This is a genomic window from Bacillus cereus group sp. BfR-BA-01380, from assembly GCF_022663535.1.
Classification (GTDB): Bacteria; Bacillota; Bacilli; order Bacillales; family Bacillaceae_G; genus Bacillus_A; species Bacillus_A cereus_BB.
The window spans coordinates 66,706-85,174 of record NZ_JAKUFS010000010.1 but is presented as its reverse complement, the minus strand read 5'-3'; the positions used below and the strand labels follow the sequence as shown (position 1 = coordinate 85,174).

Sequence of the window (18,469 nt, the reverse complement as noted above, 5' to 3'; positions counted from 1 at the left end):
CCCCCACTGATTAAAGTTTCACTTTATTACAATTAAAAAGTTGGTGTTTCCTCAATATTTGTTTCAAACATTGGCTCTGCATCAATATTCCGTGCATCTATGCTTAAGACTACTTCATATTGACGCAATCTCAATTCAAATAGTGTTACAGGATCACGATAAACTTCAGGGTTTGATTTCATTTTATGCAGTGCATTTTGTTGTTCTTGTATTTCTAAATGTATGTGTTCAACAGTTTGTTTCAATGAGCTAAACGGATCTCTAAAGAACATAGTAATATCTCGCTCTAGTGCATTTTCAAATAGCTCAAACTGTAAGAAAAACTTGTTTATACTAGAAGTAGTTATATCAGTATAATCTTCATTTTCTAAATAATGTTTGTATTTGTTATATAGCATTGCTTTATTTTTAGGAAGAGCTCCGAATAATTTACCTGCACTTTTTAGTAAAAATTGCGCCGGTGTAAATCGGCGGAAGATATTTACTTCTTCCATCTGTATTCTACTCGTCATTCTATCCGTATCTCGGCGCCAATCATCAAGTATTTTAAAGTCGCATTTTAACTGGATTCGATTTTCTCCACATAAAGAGTTGAGTCCTTCACTTATTTCTTCTAAGTATGATTGGCTTTGAAGGAACTCATTATTAGAAGTTTCAATCCAATTCTGCATGGATGAAGCAAAGTTAGGTAACACAGTTTGTTCTAGATAGTTTCGAATTCTTTCATTCATTGCTGCATTTAATTCAATATCAATGTGTCTAAAATCGCTGTCTTCACTGATTAGATCAGAGCAACTTTGCAATAAATTCGGAATATGCTCTGTAAGATCATTGTTGATTTTATTTTTCATTGTACGATATGAATCTGTAATAAAATGAATTTTTTCCTTTTCAAAAGCAGTAAGGTTATTAATAAAGCCATTTAGTCTAACTAAAATATCTTCATTCCAACTAATAGAATCCACTAAGTTATTTTCCATCTCAACTCGTTTATCTAAAAGATATTGAATTGCTTTTCGAATGAAAAATAGTATTTTTTTCGTACGTTCTTGATCAAGATTTTTATACTCAAAGTTAAAATGGATAAAATCAGTTAATTCGTTTAGCTGTTGACTGTTTGTATATAACGATGAATAAGGTAAAACCCTCGCATGTGGGAAATATGTGTTTATTCTTGTTTGCGTATCATGTATAACTCGTTTTACTTCTGCTTCGCTGTAAATGTTATCAATTTTATTTAATAAGAAATGAATTTGTAAATCTGGTGCATGCTCTTGAATGTTTAATAAAATATCACGTTCTTTGTCAGTAAAAGGAGAATCTGCATTCAACACGAATAACAAACTGTCTACTGAGTTTAAATAGCCGAACGTTTCATTTCTAATATCGCTGTTTCTATGAAAGCTAGGTGTAACAACGAATGCTAGTTTATTTTTACTTAAAAACTTGCAAGGTAAATTAAATTCAATACATGTTTTTTCTCTATATGTTTGTCGATGCATAGACATCATGTTATGGAAATCTGAGAAATTATCAGTCGTTGAAATTGCCGCATCTGTTATTGCATTAATTTCTGTATGAGCGTCATCTTTAAAGATAACTGTATTTGAGCTTGAGTCTTCTAATATATTTTCTCCTAGTACAGAGTTGATAAATGAAGATTTTCCATTTCCTGAAGTTCCTGTTACTAAAAGACGATTTGTTCTTAAATCTGCAAGCTCACAGACTAACCATTTAAAGCGATGTCCCACTTCTAAATCATTTTTTTGTGCCCACTGTGTAATAGAATCAAAAAGATGTAAACTATACTCTAAGCCATTTGTGTAATTGGTAGAATGTAACAGTAGTTTTTCTGCGTGTTCCACATCTGCTGAATCTATTTTAGAAGGGAAAATCTCATCCCATGCCAATACTGCTGCAGATGGAAATACAGAGTGAGAAGGATTGACCATTTTCAACCAATTCATTAAAATATTCGGAACAATATCATGCAATTGTCTCAGCATATACTGACCTTGAATTAATTCAAAATATGTTTCTTCGTAAAGAGAAGAAACGTCGTCCCATCCATCGGCTGAATGTACTTCGATATGTGAGAAAAAGTCATTTATTGTTTTAAGCCACAACAAATACGTTTGTTCGGTTTTATAGCTGTGCCAAAGTGATGAAACAATTTGTGTAAATTGTCCTCGGTCTACATGATGTAACGTAACTAATACTTTGTAAAAATAATCTGGTGAAATGGTTTTCGTAAATCCTTTATCAATATATTCTTTTAGAATCTCAAACCATTGGAAGGACTCTGTTCGAATCATTTCATTTACAGCAAGTTCCACCGCACTATCCCAATCTTGTTGTTCTTCATAAAAGGAACGAGCAAGGGTTGTAACGTTTGGGTAATCGGGATTTACAGAAACAGCTTCTTTAATAACTGCGAAAGCTAAATCAAGTTTGTTTTGTTCTATGTAAAGAGAGAGTAATTGTAATGAAATTTCGGTCATAAGTATTTTATTATCAGTGGTAATGGACGTATAAACATTTTCGGCAGCTGATAATTGATTGAGCTCGAAGTAAGCATCTGCAATATTCTTTTGTGCCCATGGTTCTAATTCATTATTGACTTTCTCCCATTTAAAAATAGCTGATTCAAAATCTTGATGGTGATAATAAAACTCGCCTTGTGCAAAACGAATATAAGATCCATTCGAAAATTCATTTTTTTGTTCAGCTAAATAAGCTTCTCCAAGTACTTGAAGAGGCGGATGTGTTTCATTTTCCATTAGAAATGTTTCATAATATATTTTTTTTATTAACTGTTTTTCTAGTGTCATGTTTTTCCTCCACTATATCTTAAAAAATGAATACTCCTTTATATGTCAATACTTTCTTGCATTGATGCTTTTAATTCTAACAAAGATTTTCTTTTGAAAAATTTCAATTTCCTTTCATTTTTAGAGTAGGATTGAATTTTCATGCATAAAGTTTCATTTTTTTTCAATTTCCTTTCAGTTTTGAAACAACATTAACTCTTCTTAATAACATAATAAGGATATAATATTCTACATGAAGTTGTAACATTGGATGTAGAGTTCGTCATAAAAACAATGTATAGTGAATATGTATACCATGTTTGCTTTATTGATGGAGAGGGTACAATGTGGAATAACGATAACGTATAGGATGTGTCGTGCGAATGGAACAACATATTGGTGAATTAATCGCACACTACGGTTATTATGGAATTATTATTGCGCTTGCCGGAGGAATCGTTGGATTACCGATACCAGATGAATTCTTACTTACATTTGTTGGATATAATATTTCAAAAGGATATATGTCAGGAACAGAGGCTTTTACGAGCGGCATGGCTGGGGCTATAATTGGGATTACATTAAGTTATATTCTTGGTTTAAAGCTAGGGCTCCCTGTATTGAAAAAATATGGTTCTAAGGTGGGGATTAAAGAAGCACAAATTGAGAAGACGCATATTTTATTTGAGAAGTATGGTCCTTTTTTATTAGTAATTGGCTATTTCGTACCTGGTGTTAGACATTTAACTGCTTATTTTGCAGGAATGTCCGACTTAAAATGGGGTAAGTTTTGTTTATATGCGTATGGCGGTGCTTTGATTTGGGTGAGTGTTTTTATTGGACTTGGGTGGAAATTAGGAGAAAAATGGCGAGATGTAGAGTACAATTTCCATCGATATGGATTTTGGATTTTTATTGTTTCAATCATCATCGCTTTGATTGTGTATACATATGTAAAAATACAAAAAGCTAAGAAAAACCGCTAATGTATATAGCGGTTTTTTTATATGTTACTCTGCAATTTCTTCATATAAGAAGTACGTCACATTATAAATATGTTCTACCTCGTCATCTGTCATATACATAAGTTCTTCTCGTTCAATTCCTTTTTTCTTTTCAATAAATTCGATCATATTTTTCCGTTCTTCTCTTTTTATCATGCTTATTTCTCCTCTCAATCTGTTTTAATACAGTTTATTTAAGTTAGTACTATTATATAACAGAATCTTTAGAAAGTTCCACCTTTTTCAATTTTTTTTGGAAAAGAACTTTTCGACAAAACGAGACCTCATATTTTGTGAGGTCTCGTTTTGTTTGTTATCCCGCTATTCGTGGGCAGTAAGCCCCCCACCTCAAGATTAAGAGAAGAACGTTGTCCAGCTTCAGTGGCTAGAATGTTCAGTGGCTTCGCTTCTTCCTACGAGGTAAAAAACACCTCTACGTCAGAAGCTCCATCCCCCCTCACATTCTGAACGAGCCACTTCCGCTTTTCTAAAGAAGATAGGTGGGGATAACTGCTGGATGGAAGTTTCACTTTACAGACGTAAAAATTCTGGTTGTGTTGTACCAGTACTATCAATGTAATAAATTGTTTCAGGATTGATTTTTATTAAAACGTAATTTGGGTCTTCAGGACCAAGTAACCAACGTTTCAAGCTATTTGTCCAAAATTTATTTTTTAACGTACTGTCTTCTTCAATAGAAGCAATACCTTCTATTTCAAGATATTCTTCGTCCCATTTTTTTCCCTCGCGACCAAGTAAAACATGGACATTTGCATTTTGTTCTATGTCTGTTATCTTTTTTGATTGCCGATCTGTTGCAGCGTACAATACGAAATCTTCATGAAAAAATATCATAAAGCAGCTATACGGTTTGTTGTCACGAATTGTTGCTAGGACACCAATTCGTTTGTTTTGAATAATATTTTCTATTTTTTCTTTTATATGCATTTGTTTACGCCCCTTTTTAGTAACTCATATTTTTTGAAGTAGAATTTTCTATAAGATTTCAATTGGTTTTGTTCACTCTTACTTTTTTCTTCAATGCTCTTTTTTAAACGTAAATATCATGAAAAATGGGTAAGTTAGAAGAATAATGATAAAACAAAGGATAATTGATAAAAAGTGGAGGGATGAAAAGAATGTTTAATAAAATCTTTTTCCTCGTTGTCGTCATCGGTGTGCCGCTTTCCATTGTCGGTAACGTCATGCACTGGCCACAAACCATTATGTTTGCTGTATATTGTGTGACGATTATTGCGCTTGCTGGCTTTATGGGGAGAGCGACAGAAAGTTTGTCGATTGTGTCTGGACCGCGTATCGGTGGTTTGTTAAATGCAACATTTGGTAACGCGGTTGAGCTTATTATTTCTATTTTTGCACTACAAGCTGGATTAACAGAGGTCGTACTCGCTTCGCTAACAGGTTCTGTTCTCGGTAATTTATTGTTAGTTGGCGGTCTTTCCTTTTTTGTTGGTGGTTTAAAATATAAACGTCAAAGCTTCAATGTATATGATGCGAGACATAATTCAACGTTATTAATTTTTGCAGTCGTTGTTGCATTTGTGATTCCAGAAATATTTTCAACGAAAATGAACATGGGGAAAACGTTCCAACTTAGTATTGGCATTTCAATTATTATGATTATTTTATATGTAGCTGCATTATATTTTAAACTTGTCACGCATCGAGGTGTGTATCAGCCTAAAGAAGAAGAAATAGAAGAACATGACGAAGAACCGGAATGGTCAAAAAGAAGGGCGTTGTTTATTTTAGCAATTGCGACAGCAGCAGTTGCCTATGTATCAGAGGCGCTTGTACATACGTTTGAAACAGTTGCAAAGGCATTTGGCTGGAGTGAATTATTTATCGGGATCATTATTGTAGCCATTGTCGGAAATGCAGCAGAACATGCATCGGCTATTATTATGGCGTATAAGAATAAGATTAACATTGCAGTTGAAATTGCAGTTGGTTCAACATTACAAATTGCCATGTTTGTTGCGCCTGTACTTGTTATTCTTTCTATGTTTTTTGCCATACAAATGCCTCTTATATTTACTTTTCCAGAATTAGTGGCAATGATTACAGCTGTATTTTTGACAATTGCCATATCAAATGATGGCGATACGAACTGGTTTGAAGGTTTAACATTACTTGCAGCATACCTCATTATGGGAATCGGTTTTTATTTATTATAAAAAGTTTGGATAACAATAGAGAGCAGGGAAAAGAATATAACCGTATAGTCCCATTAGGAAGGAGCTTTACGGATGAAACGAGTGTACAATATTTGTATCACCATTATGTTCTCGTTTATCTTTTTATTTCCTTGTAATAGCTTTGCGAAGACAGAATTGAATGTGAAAGTTCCACCATCTGTTTTAAACATTTCAAAAGAAAATACGTATCCAAATCCAACACAGGACCTGCCGCGCTTACAACCGAGTGAACTAGCAAAAACGTTGCTTGAGACATCGCCAATAAAGATTGAAAATCCGGACTTAATTCGAATGTTTAATGAAACATCTATTTCTAATGCACCACTTGCAGTAGGATACCGCGCTAAAATTTATTTAGGGCAATGGCCTTTAAATTATGAATCGACGGAAACGACTGTGAACTGGGAATACAGGCAAGTCAATCGGAATGTTCATGATAATCGCGGTGGACAGGGATACTACCCACTTCGCTATAGACAAGAAGCACAAAAACTAGTGGAAGGTGGGCTCACTTCTTACATTAAGAATGCAGAAGATGTGAAGAAGATGATGATGCTAAAAGCGATGGAAAAAGTACGTTTACCTCTTTCGTTTAAAACAATCATTGGTTATGGAACCCAGCATGAACGAGTATATAATATTAGTCCGAAACAACTTGGATATTTATATACGTATACGCCAGCAGTTAACGAAAAAGGAAAAGTAACATTTGGAGAAGTATATCTTGTCTTAAAAGGGAACCAGCGGAAATTGATGATTAAAAATATCACATCACAAGGAATTGGAGCATCCATACCAATTCAAGATCATCTTTCTTTTAAGTTTATTTCGTCTCCTGATCCAAAGTAAAGGTTAAGAAAAAAAACGTCAGCATAATATTACGCTGACGTTTTTCCTTATAATGTGATATTTGCTTGTTTTGTTAAGAAATCTTCTGTTGGATAATAACTATTTTTTACAAGAATGTTTGGTCCAAGGCATTTTACAGCTGGACAATGACAGCTTAATTCTTTTGCTGTTTGTGAGGAGCCCCACTTGTCATAAGCTTCTTGCAGTGTGTTTGTTTGGACATTTCCAAGCACTGGGATGTCACCGAAATCTGTAACGATAATATTGCCATCAAAAATATTTACATTTAAGCGAGAACGACCGTCTGGGTCATTGCGTACTGTTACATTTTTACTTGTATGCAGCTTTTTGAATATTTCTAAATCGCGTTCGTCATTGCTACATGCATAGAATGGCAACGTTCCAAATAGCATCCATACATTTTCATCTCGAATATCTAGAAGGTGTGAAATTGCACTAAGAATTTCATCTTTCGTTAAAATCTCAAGATTACTGGCAAAATCACTTGGATACATTGGATGTACTTCATGACGTTTACATCCCATCTCTTCAACAATTTGACGGTGAATATGTTCAATATGCGGAAGTGTACGTTTATTGAGCATTGTTTCAGCAGAAACAAGAACACCCGCTTCTGATAATGCTTTACTGTTTGAAATCATTCGTTCAAATAATTTGGCACGTTGTTCATATGATGGCTTGCGCTCCATCATCGCAAATCCGCCCTGGGCGAAATCGTCAATCGTTCCCCAGTTATGAGAAATATGTAAAACATCTAGATAAGGAATAATTTGTTCATAACGGGCTAAATCTATAGTTAGGTTAGAATTAATTTGGGTACGAACGCCTCGTTCGTGAGCATATTTTAAGAGCGGTGTTACATAGTTATCAACAGATTTTTTGGAAAGCATCGGCTCGCCGCCTGTAATACTTAAAGAACGGAGATGCGGAACTTCATCTAATCGTTGTAATAATAAATCAAGCGGAAGTGGATTCGGATCTTTTGGCTGTAATGTATAACCAACAGCACAATGTTCACAGCGCATATTGCATAATGTTGTCGTTGTAAACTCAACGTTTGTTAATAATAATTTGCCATACTCTTCAAGGTCCATATAAGCTTCCCATGGATCATAAGAAGGAGTAATCGGCTTCATTTTTTGTGATGTATCCATTTATGAAATACTCCTTTGACTATTGAAATAACAATTTGTCCATCCTCTATGATAGAAGAAGATTGCTTTTTTATAAAGTGAAACTTCCATCAGTGGGGAGTTTTTTTCATCCCCACTGATGGTTAGCCCACCCAATCGGGCTTTTACGGACAGTTATCCCCGCTGATGATTTTATAAATCAAAAATATTCTTTTTTTAATGGACGAGAGCATCTGGACATACATAGAAGCGGTCAGGGCCCTTTTCTGCATAGCTGCAATTTATATATTGAAAAATCAAAATGGATTCATCTAGTTGAACCTTCTGCGATTTTCCTTGAATTTTGAGGTGGAGGAATAGCGGGACATATCATTTTACTCAAATTAATGCAAAAATTCATGTCCGTGGTAATCATTTTTACTGTATAATAAAATAAAGATTCAACAAGCAAACGAATGAGTATGCTTAGTATGAGTCGAAGCAATCGGGTTATATAAGTGTATTATTTTTTGCAAATATGTAGGAATACTTATGTCATTTAAGAAATAATCAAGATAACTCGCACAAAAAGGAGAGAGCACCTATGGGAAATGCTACTTATGATAAAGATTCACAATTAGTATATTTGAAAGAACGTTTAAATATGTTTATAGAGGTTATTGATACAATTGAACCAGAAGACGTGGAACTAGAAGATGTAGATCGCCTTCTTGAAATGTTAGATGATATTGAGTTTAAATGTGAGCAATTTAAAAAGAGTGAGTAATCAGAAGTCGACAACAAATGTTGTCGACTTTTTTATTTTCGCTGTAAATAGGATGAAAATATACTTTATAATGTAAATATGGAAAAGGAGGAAGTATATGTCACACTACTTAATGGAACCTGTATTACAAGGGAAACAAGCAAAAGAAACAAAAACGTATAACATTTATAACTTTTTTGTTATTGGACTTATTTTTGGGATTATTCCGATTATGATTTTAGGAACTTGCAATGCGATTTGGTTAAAAGAGTCCAAAAAGAAAATATATATACTTCTTATGATAGGAATAATGACTTTATTAGCAATGTTCATCTTTGCCGCTCTAATCGGTGATATATATGTGCTAAAGATTGCTTCTCGAATAGCTGCTGTAGTGGTAACAGGTGTGTATGTATATGCGCTGCGGGAACGGTTTCGAATTCATAATTTAGTAAATGAAAATGTAGAGTCATTACACCGGATAGGTTTAATCGTTGGAATAGTTGGTATCATGGCCCAAGCGGCATTGATAGCAGGAGGGGAGATGCTCCATGTCAACTTCACACAGTGAAACGATGTTGTGGCAAGAAGCGTTGCATTATTACGAGATTGGTCATATTGAAACAGCACAGCGGAAATTGGAAACGTTGCTTTCTCATAATCCGCAGCATGCGGGAGCATTGTACTTTTTGGGATGCTGTTATGCAGATTTAGAACAATATGATGAAGCAAAAGAGATTTGCTTATCAGCTTTGCAACATGGTTATAACCCAGAAGAAGTGTACTATACACTTGGAAATATATATACATATATGAATGAACTTGAAAAAGCGGAGCAAAGTTTTTTGAATGTGCTGTATTCAGACCCTTCCAATGCGCAAACGATGGCGAAATATGCATACATTTTATTAAAAACAGGTCATATTGAAAAAGCTAAGCAACTCATAAAAGAAGCGGTAGAAGTTAATCCGAACCATCCTACCGTTCTTCATTATCAATTTATTTTATTACTCGCAATAGGAACGAAACAAGAAATAGAGGAATCTTTAAAAGATAATTATTATGTATCAGATAATGAGGTAAATTTTTTAGTGAAGTTAGGACTCCATGCAGCATCAAAGAAAAGGTATAGAGAAGCATACAAATATTATCGACAAGCGTTCTTGTTGGCGCCTAATAATAAAGATTTACTTGAAATTTTAGAAGAAGCAGAAGAGCTGATTCATCCGATTTTCTTTCCGAATGTTCTCATCGATAAAATAGGTGGTCCGCTTATCTTTTGGGCAATAGGTTTTGGAACGATGGGCTTATCAGCTACGTTACATTCGGACGTTATACTGAGAGCTGGACTTTTATTTTATATTATCATTTGTATATGGAGTTGGTTATCTACACCGATGTACAAGTTATATAAAAAAATAAAAAGATCATGATGGGAGAGCGCAGGGTGAATAAAATAGATGTGTTAAAACAAGTAGTAGCACAAGATGAAGAAAATGGATTGATTTGGTATTTGATTGGGGTAGAGTATAAAGAGCAGGGAGAGATAGCAAATGCGCTGCAAGCTTTATCGAAAGCCCTTCAGTATGGTGATCAAGAATGGAAGGATAAAGTTGCTGCTGAACTTGCAGCTTTATCACAGGCGCTTACAAATCCGAAAGAAGCACTACATGTAACTGAAGAAGAGAGCCATTTTGAAAAAAACGAGCATTACGTAGCAGAGCCATCTCCTGAAAAAGAAAAACAGTTACATACAGCTTATGTAAATGAAAACGCGGAAGAAAATGTGATTCCGATGAACGTGCTTCAAGGCGGGAGAAGCAAACAAAAATATGAACAAGATCAGATTACATTTCAGGATGTTGGCGGTTTGCATGATGTGAAAAAAGCGATCCAAATGAAAATTATAAAACCCTTTACTTCACCTGGGTTATTTGAGCGGTTTAAGAAAAAAGTTGGTGGCGGTATTTTATTATATGGCCCTCCTGGTTGCGGTAAAACATATATTGCAAAAGCAACTGCAGGAGAATGTGGAGCGCATTTTGCGACAATGAGTATTACGGATATTCTTGATCCGTATGTTGGCGTAAGTGAACAAAATATACGAGGAATTTTCCAATATGCTCGTTCCAAAAAGCCGTGTATTTTATTTCTAGATGAAATGGATGCGCTTGGATTTAACCGGAGCAAAGCGATGGGGAGTCCGACACTAAGAACAGTTATAGATCAATTATTAACAGAAATCGAAGGTATTGATACGAATACAGACAAATTATTGTTAATTGGGGCGACAAATATGCCATGGGATATTGATCCTGCGTTTAAAAGACCTGGTCGTTTTGATAAAATGATTTTTGTTTCACCGCCTGATTTAGAAGCACGGAGCAGTATTTTTAAAATTAAGTTGGCAGGCAAACCGATTTCAACAATAGATTACGATTTGCTAGCGAAAGAAACAGAACTCTATTCTGGTGCTGATATTGAGAATGTAGTGGAGCTAGCTTTAGAAAATGTTTTAGAAGAAATTATGACAACGGGCATAGAGCGAACCATTACAATGAAGGATTTAACCGATGCGATATTAGAAACGAAACCATCTACATTAGAGTGGTTCCGTACAATTAAAAATTACATTAAATATGCAAATGAAAGCGGTGCATATGAGGATGTACAAGCATATTTAAAAAGATACAAAAAAATATAATCCCATTGAGATGCTATTGAAAAATAGAAGGAATAGAAAAAAAAGAGTATAATCAAATTGTGAAATTTTGAAATGCGTTTTGGTAGCGTTCACAATTGAGGGGGAAGTAATTATGAAAAAGCTTCAAGAAAGCATGTATCAACTAATTGTTGAAACGTCAACAAATTTACCGAAAGATGTTCGACGTGTGATTCAACGAGCAAAAGAACGAGAAAATGCAGGGACTCGTTCAGCGATGGCGCTTAGCACAATTACAAATAACATTAAAATGGCAGATGATAATATTTCGCCAATTTGCCAAGACACAGGGATGCCAACTTTTAAAGTATACACACCAGTTGGTGTAAACCAACTGCAAATTAAAGAAGCAATTTACAAAGCGATTGAACAAGCGACGAAAGATGGGAAGCTTCGTCCGAACTCTGTTGATTCTCTTTTTGGTGATAACAGCGGAAATAACTTAGGACCAGGAACACCTGTGATTAAGTTTGAACAATGGGAAAAAGATTATATTGATGCACGTCTTATTTTAAAAGGCGGTGGCTGTGAAAATAAAAATATTCAATACAGCTTACCTTGTGAACTTGAAGGATTAGGAAGAGCTGGTCGCGATTTAGAAGGAATCCGCAAATGCCTTCTTCATGCGGTATATCAAGCACAAGGGCAAGGATGCAGTGCTGGTGTAATTGGTGTTGGTATCGGAGGAGATCGTACGTCTGGTTATGAGCTTGCGAAAAACCAATTATTCCGTACATTAGATGATGAAAATCCAATCCCAGAATTGAAGCAGCTTGAAGACTATATTATGGAAAATGCGAATAAGCTTGGCATTGGAACGATGGGATTTGGCGGCGAAACATCATTACTTGGCTGCAAAATTGGCGTATACAACCGTCTTCCAGCTAGCTTCTATGTTTCTGTTGCGTATAACTGCTGGGCATATCGCCGCCTAGGTGTAACGATTCACCCAGAAACAGGTGAAATTATTGACCGGTTATACCAAGAAGGTGAAGATACGCTAAAACAAGAGGAAGCAAATGAAGAAGCAAATACGCAACGTGAAATCGTCTTACAGGCTCCAATTACAGAGGAACAAATTCGCGAACTTCGCGTTGGGGATGTTGTAACGATTAACGGTATGATGTATACAGGCCGCGATGCAATTCATAAACATTTAATGGATAACGATTGCCCAGTTGATTTAAATGGACAAGTTATTTATCACTGCGGCCCAGTTGTTGTAAAAGATGAAAACGACAATTGGAAAATTAAAGCGGCAGGACCGACAACAAGTATTCGTGAAGAACCGTACCAAGGCGATATTATGAAGAAATTTGGTATTCGCGCTGTTATCGGTAAAGGTGGTATGGGCGCGAAAACGTTGGCGGCACTCAATGAACATGGCGGCGTATATTTAAATGCAATCGGCGGTGCGGCGCAGTACTATGCAGAGTGCATTAAAGAAGTAAAAGATGTTGATTTCTTACAATTTGGTATTCCAGAAGCAATGTGGCATTTACGTGTAGACGGATTTAAAGCAGTTGTAACAATGGATTCTCATGGCAATAGCTTACATGCTGATGTCGATAAATCATCTTTAGAGAAGTTAGCAACGTTTAAAGAACCAGTTTTTAAATAAGAAAGAGGAGCTGACTGTTGTCAGCTCTTTTTTTGTGCGTTGGATAGTCGAATGTTGTCGAAGTGTCTTTATTTTGTGTCGAAGCGCCGATATATCTTAAAAAGCGCTGATATATTGGTTTCTTTGTATTGGTATAAATGGAAAAACGTGTTCGGCATGAAAAAATTATAGACACAGAAACTACAAGTACGATTATATAGGAAAAGGAGCTTATACAATGAAGCGTAATTGGTTATACATTGGTATTATCTTTTCAATTATGATGGTACTTGTTCCGGCTTCTGTGCTTGCTTATGTGAATACACCAAATCATTGGGGAATTCCACGCGCGAAAAATGAAACTCCTCCGGATGCTGGTCAAAAATTTACAGAGCTGCTGCAGAAAAACGGAGGATTTTATTTAGGGGATACAAAGAAAAAAGATATCTATTTAACGTTTGATAATGGGTATGAAAATGGTTTTACCGGAAAAATTCTCGATGTGTTAAAAGAAAAGAAAGTCCCAGCAACGTTTTTTGTGACAGGACACTATATTAAAACGCAACCAGATTTATTAAAACGAATGGTGAATGAAGGACATATTGTTGGAAATCACTCACAGAGTCATCCCGATTTTACAACGGTACATGATGCAAAGCTTCGTGAAGAATTGCAAATTGTAACAGACGAAATTAAAAAGGTGACAGGACAAAAAGAAGTACGATATGTAAGGCCACCGCGCGGTATTTTTAGTGAACGTACCTTAGCGCTTGCAAAAGATATGGGCTACTATAATGTCTTTTGGTCACTTGCTTTTCTCGATTGGAAAGTAGACGAGCAAAGAGGATGGCAATATGCTCATAATAATGTAATGAATATGATTCACCCTGGAGCGGTTATTTTGCTGCACTCTATTTCGAAAGATAACACAGAAGCACTTGCGAAAATCATTGATGATTTACGCGAGAAGGGGTATCATTTTAAAAGCTTAGATGATTTAGTAAAAGGCAATCAACCGTAAGCATGTATGCTTGCGGTTTTCTCATGCTATAATGATGTGTAAAAAGGATGAGGAATGCATGTGGAGCGAACAAATTACGTTAGATTATCCATATCGTTTTGAAGAAGTATTAAAACGTTTATCTTTTGACCCGTTACATATCATTCATTTAGAAGATAAAACCATTCATGTCCCACTTACCCTAGATGGAAAGCAAGTTATTGTCCGTGTACAAGGAAAGGGGACAACTGAAGAGCCGCAATTTTGGATTTCTAGTCAAAGCGATAAACAAGACGAAATTATGAAGCGTATTTCTTCTATTTTTCAATGGAATCAACCTTTTCATGAGATTCAGCATCATTTTTTAAACACATCATTACGGCCGCTTTTTGAAACATTTGCATATACTCCAATTATTTTAGAGTTCGATTATTTTGCTTGTCTTCTTCGTTGTATTATTCATCAACAAGTTCACCTGAAATTTGCGACAGCACTTACAGAACAATTTGTAAAAACATATGGAACAGAAAGAAAAGGCGTTTTCTTTTTTCCGACGCCTGAACAAGTAGCAAATATTACAGTAGAAGAATTAAGAAATCAAAAATTTAGTCAGCGTAAAGCAGAGTATATCATTGGACTTGCACAGCATATTGTGGACGGAAAGTTAAACTTAGAAGAGTTAGAGGAGAAAACAGACGAAGAAGTTACTGGGGTGCTATTACCAATACGAGGTATTGGGGCATGGACTGTACAAAATTTCTTGCTGTTTGCTCTTGGACGTCAAAATATGTTTCCAAAAGCTGATATTGGGATTCAACGTGCGCTTCAACAGCTATTTCAATTAGAACAAAAGCCAGATGACGTATTTTTAGAACGAATGAAACAAGAGTGTGAACCATATTGCAGTTATGCATCATTATATTTATGGAAAAGTATAGAGTAGAGGTGTAACAATGATACAAAAACAACATGAGAGTAAGTTAGAAGTTGGTCAAACGTTTCCTGTGACAATTAAGCGTCTTGGGATTAACGGAGAGGGCGTAGGTTACTTTAAGCGCCAGGTTGTCTTCATTCCAGGAGCACTACCAGGAGAAGAAGTTGTTGCAGAAACAACGAAAATTCAGCGTGGCTTTGCAGAAGCAAAAGTGAAAAAAATTCGTAAAGCTTCACCGCATCGCGTAAAGCCGCCATGTGCTGTATATGAGAAATGCGGCGGCTGTCAGCTTCAGCATTTAGATTATCAAGAACAATTAAATCAAAAACGTGATATTGTTGTGCAGGCATTTGAGAAGTATATGAATGGAAGTATGGAAGCTGTGATTCGTCCAACACTTGGAATGGAAGATCCATGGCATTACCGTAATAAAAGTCAATTACAAGTTGGTCGTAAAGATGAAAAGGTCATCACAGGATTATACGAACAAAACTCACATCGCTTAATTGATATCTCGCATTGTATGATCCAACATAAAGCAACGAACGAAGCAACAAAAGTTGTCAGACGTATATTAGAAAAACTGAACATTTCTATTTACAATGAAAGAAAACAAAAAGGTCTTGTACGTACAATTGTAACGCGTGCTGCTGTTCAAACAGGCGAAGTGCAAGTTACATTAATTACGACAAAAGAAGAATTGCCAAATAAAGAACAGTTTATTGCAGAAGTGCAGAAACAAATGCCATCTGTAAAATCGATTATGCAAAATGTGAACTGGCGTAAAACATCAGTCATCTTCGGTGATAAAACATTCCGTTTAGCTGGAAAAGAAGTGATTCAAGAAACACTCGGGGATTTATCATTTGAATTATCTGCACGCGCATTCTTCCAGTTAAATCCGGAGCAAACCGTTGTGTTATATAACGAGGCGAAAAAAGCAGCTGCTTTAACAGGGACAGAAAAAGTCGTAGATGCTTATTGCGGCGTTGGAACAATCGGACTGTGGCTTGCAAAAGATGCAGCAGAAGTACGCGGTATGGATGTGATTCCAGAAGCGATCGAAGATGCGAAGAAAAATGCAAAGCGTCACGGTTTCACAAATACAAAGTACGAGGCTGGAAAAGCAGAACAATGGCTGCCAAAATGGGTAAAAGAAGGCTGGCGTCCAGATGTCATCGTTGTGGATCCGCCGCGCACTGGTTGTGATGATAAACTACTTGAAACGATTTTAAAAGTAAAACCGGAAACGGTTGTGTACGTATCTTGTAACCCGTCATCATTAGCGCGTGATGTGAAAACGTTAATGAAGAGTTATGACGTGGAGTATATACAGCCAGTTGATATGTTCCCGCATACGGCGCATGTGGAGAATGTTGTGAAGCTTGTTAAAAAAGAAAATTAAAAATGTAGCAGTGAGTGATAGGTCTTATCGAAAAAACGATAAGGCCTATTTTTTATTTAGGATTCATTACGGTGAACCTTATCATAAGTAAATGAGGTTTTAGCAAAAAAACAACAGCACCCTCTAATTTGCTGGAGAGGTGCTGTTTTGTTATTTGAATGGCTTACGTTAATATACTCCTTTAATTCGAATGGTGGCAGCACCTTTTATTAGAATTGTCCCCTTTGCTTAACAAATGCTTTTTTGTAAATAATATGTTTGTTAAACAATTAATTAAGGGGGACTTGTATGCCACAGGATCGAAAAGCAGAAGTTCAAAACGATGCATACGAAGGAAAAGAGATCATGCCAGATAATCCACAATATCTACCGCGTCACGTGCAAATGGAGCTGCCTCACGAATTTTCTGTAAATCCTCTGTTTGCCCGCGAAGGAGAATTAGTCGTTCCGCGCTTTCACATGCCTGATGAAGGCATGTTACCAGAAACAGCGTATCAAATCGTCCATGATGAAATTGCTCTTGATGGCAATGCCCGCTTGAATCTTGCAACATTCGTTAGCACATGGATGGAGCCTGCCGCAGAGCACTTATATGCCAAATCATTCGACAAGAACATGATTGACAAGGATGAATATCCACAGACAGCCGAAATTGAGGAGCGGTGTGTCCGCATTTTAGCCAACCTCTGGCATTCGCCCACCCCCCTTACGACTATGGGCGTTTCAACAACTGGATCGTCGGAAGCATGTATGCTCGGGGGGCTTGCGTTAAAGAGACGCTGGCAAAACGCACGCAAAAGCGAAGGGAAGCCGGTGGATCGGCCCAATATTGTGTTTAGCTCTGCTGTTCAAGTCGTTTGGGAAAAATTCGCGAACTATTGGGAGGTTGAACCACGCTATGTGAAGGTTAGCCCAGAGCATCCCCGATTGGATCCTCAGGGGGTCCTCGCTGCCGTGGATGAAAATACGATTGGTGTGGTACCGATTCTCGGTGAGACTTATACCGGGCTTTACGAACCGGTTGCCGCCATTGCGAAAGCGTTGGACGATTTACAGGAGAGGACGGGCCTCGACATTCCCATGCATGTGGATGCGGCTTCGGGGGGATTTATAGCACCGTTTCTTCAACCAGATTTAGTCTGGGATTTTCAATTACCGAGGGTGAAGTCCATCAATGTATCCGGACATAAATATGGATTAGTCTACCCTGGGTTGGGTTGGATAATTTGGCGAGAAGCTGAAGATCTCCCTGAGGATCTAATCTTCCACGTTTCCTATTTGGGCGGGAACATGCCGACTTTTGCCCTGAATTTCTCTCGTCCTGGTGCACAAGTGCTCCTGCAATATTACAATTACCTGCGTTTGGGGAAAAGTGGGTACTATGATGTCCAAAGGGCTTCTCAGAAAGTCGCTCTTTTTCTTAGCAAGGCGATTCAGAAGATGGAACCGTTCGAACTTTTGTCCGATGGTTCGGATATTCCGGTTTTCGCTTGGCGACTGAAAGATGGTTACACATTAAACTGGAATCTTTATGATTTATCTCGACAATTGCGTGTGTTCGGCTGGCAAGTACCCGCCTATCCATTGCCTCCAGATATGGAAGCGGTGACGATTATGCGCGTTGTGGTTCGAAATGGATTTTCCATGGATCTCGCGCATTTATTTTTGAGGAACCTCAAACAGGCCGTTGCCTTTCTGGATTCCCTGGACGGGCCTATGCCACATGATACGAAATGTGATAATGGGTTTCATCACTAAGTGGAGACAGATCCCGTATTCATTAAGTTGAGCTAACCACCGGTGAAATTAACTATCTTAGATGAATCCCTCCATTAAGAAATTTATTGGAGGGACTTTTTATGGAGATTAAGTCGACCAATAAGGATATGCTTTATTCTGTTTTATTTCCCTGCCCAAACACTTTTTTTAATTACAAAAAGTGTCCTGCCATTTTCAAGTACTACAATATAATTGGGTAAATTTCTTTTTATGAAGTGAAAGTGTGTTTGGGGGCGACATCTTTGAAT

Annotated in this window: 16 protein-coding genes; 12 read left to right on the top strand and 4 right to left on the bottom strand. The window is 36.7% G+C overall.

What is annotated here, in order from left to right; all coding sequences use genetic code 11:
• Nucleotides 1-32: 32 nt before the first annotated feature.
• Nucleotides 33-2,831 (bottom strand): dynamin family protein, encoded by a 2,799-nt coding sequence (locus MR076_RS11685; RefSeq protein WP_242220690.1) that lies wholly within the window; start codon nucleotides 2,829-2,831, stop codon nucleotides 33-35.
• A 362-nt stretch (nucleotides 2,832-3,193) separates the two neighbouring features.
• On the opposite strand from MR076_RS11685, the gene MR076_RS11680 reads away from it, so the two are divergent.
• The gene (locus MR076_RS11680) at nucleotides 3,194-3,796 is read left to right on the top strand and encodes a DedA family protein (protein ID WP_242220689.1); all 603 of its coding nucleotides are present in this window, start codon (nucleotides 3,194-3,196) and stop codon (nucleotides 3,794-3,796) included.
• A gap of 24 nt (nucleotides 3,797-3,820) precedes the next feature.
• Here MR076_RS11680 and MR076_RS11675 read toward each other — a convergent pair whose 3' ends face one another.
• On the bottom strand, nucleotides 3,821-3,967 hold the full coding sequence (locus tag MR076_RS11675) for a BH0509 family protein (protein ID WP_028411195.1): 147 nt from the start codon (nucleotides 3,965-3,967) through the stop codon (nucleotides 3,821-3,823).
• A 378-nt stretch (nucleotides 3,968-4,345) separates the two neighbouring features.
• Nucleotides 4,346-4,762: a pyridoxamine 5'-phosphate oxidase family protein gene (locus MR076_RS11670; RefSeq protein WP_242220688.1), complete on the bottom strand. Its 417-nt coding sequence runs from the start codon at nucleotides 4,760-4,762 to the stop codon at nucleotides 4,346-4,348.
• A 191-nt stretch (nucleotides 4,763-4,953) separates the two neighbouring features.
• Here MR076_RS11670 and cax point away from each other — a divergent pair, with 191 nt between their 5' ends.
• Together cax and MR076_RS11660 are read left to right on the top strand one after the other, a co-directional pair.
• Nucleotides 4,954-6,012, top strand: a complete 1,059-nt coding sequence (cax, locus tag MR076_RS11665; RefSeq protein WP_242220687.1) for a calcium/proton exchanger — start codon at nucleotides 4,954-4,956, stop codon at nucleotides 6,010-6,012.
• A gap of 72 nt (nucleotides 6,013-6,084) precedes the next feature.
• Nucleotides 6,085-6,882 carry a YfkD famly protein gene (locus MR076_RS11660; protein WP_242220686.1) on the top strand — a complete coding sequence of 266 codons (798 nt, stop codon included), beginning with the start codon at nucleotides 6,085-6,087 and terminating at the stop codon, nucleotides 6,880-6,882.
• Nucleotides 6,883-6,929: 47 nt separating this feature from the next.
• On the opposite strand, the gene yfkAB is transcribed toward MR076_RS11660, so the two are convergent.
• Nucleotides 6,930-8,057 (bottom strand): radical SAM/CxCxxxxC motif protein YfkAB, encoded by a 1,128-nt coding sequence (gene yfkAB, locus MR076_RS11655; RefSeq protein WP_242220685.1) that lies wholly within the window; start codon nucleotides 8,055-8,057, stop codon nucleotides 6,930-6,932.
• Between the two features lie 562 nt (nucleotides 8,058-8,619).
• On the opposite strand from yfkAB, the gene MR076_RS11650 reads away from it, so the two are divergent.
• From MR076_RS11650 to MR076_RS11610, 9 genes are all read left to right on the top strand, one after another.
• Nucleotides 8,620-8,802, top strand: coding sequence for an SE1561 family protein (locus tag MR076_RS11650; protein WP_020061169.1), 183 nt, complete (start codon nucleotides 8,620-8,622; stop codon nucleotides 8,800-8,802).
• A 97-nt stretch (nucleotides 8,803-8,899) separates the two neighbouring features.
• Nucleotides 8,900-9,352: a hypothetical protein gene (locus tag MR076_RS11645; protein WP_242220684.1), complete on the top strand. Its 453-nt coding sequence runs from the start codon at nucleotides 8,900-8,902 to the stop codon at nucleotides 9,350-9,352.
• The gene (locus MR076_RS11640; protein WP_242220683.1) at nucleotides 9,333-10,214 is read left to right on the top strand and encodes a tetratricopeptide repeat protein; all 882 of its coding nucleotides are present in this window, start codon (nucleotides 9,333-9,335) and stop codon (nucleotides 10,212-10,214) included. Before MR076_RS11645 ends, MR076_RS11640 begins: the two co-directional genes overlap by 20 nt.
• A 14-nt stretch (nucleotides 10,215-10,228) precedes the next feature.
• The gene (locus tag MR076_RS11635) at nucleotides 10,229-11,485 is read left to right on the top strand and encodes an ATP-binding protein (RefSeq protein WP_242220682.1); all 1,257 of its coding nucleotides are present in this window, start codon (nucleotides 10,229-10,231) and stop codon (nucleotides 11,483-11,485) included.
• Between the two features lie 112 nt (nucleotides 11,486-11,597).
• A complete protein-coding gene (locus MR076_RS11630) occupies nucleotides 11,598-13,124 on the top strand; it encodes a fumarate hydratase (protein ID WP_242220681.1) in 1,527 nt (508 codons plus the stop codon).
• 217 nt (nucleotides 13,125-13,341) lie between these two features.
• Nucleotides 13,342-14,124, top strand: coding sequence for a delta-lactam-biosynthetic de-N-acetylase (gene pdaA / locus MR076_RS11625; RefSeq protein WP_242220680.1), 783 nt, complete (start codon nucleotides 13,342-13,344; stop codon nucleotides 14,122-14,124).
• Between the two features lie 58 nt (nucleotides 14,125-14,182).
• On the top strand, nucleotides 14,183-15,046 hold the full coding sequence (locus tag MR076_RS11620) for a DNA-3-methyladenine glycosylase family protein (RefSeq protein WP_242220679.1): 864 nt from the start codon (nucleotides 14,183-14,185) through the stop codon (nucleotides 15,044-15,046).
• Between the two features lie 10 nt (nucleotides 15,047-15,056).
• Entirely contained in the window at nucleotides 15,057-16,442 is a 1,386-nt protein-coding gene (gene rlmD, locus MR076_RS11615; protein ID WP_242220678.1) for a 23S rRNA (uracil(1939)-C(5))-methyltransferase RlmD, read from the top strand.
• Nucleotides 16,443-16,730: 288 nt separating this feature from the next.
• Nucleotides 16,731-18,200: a glutamate decarboxylase gene (locus MR076_RS11610; RefSeq protein WP_242220677.1), complete on the top strand. Its 1,470-nt coding sequence runs from the start codon at nucleotides 16,731-16,733 to the stop codon at nucleotides 18,198-18,200.
• Nucleotides 18,201-18,469 lie beyond the last annotated feature (269 nt).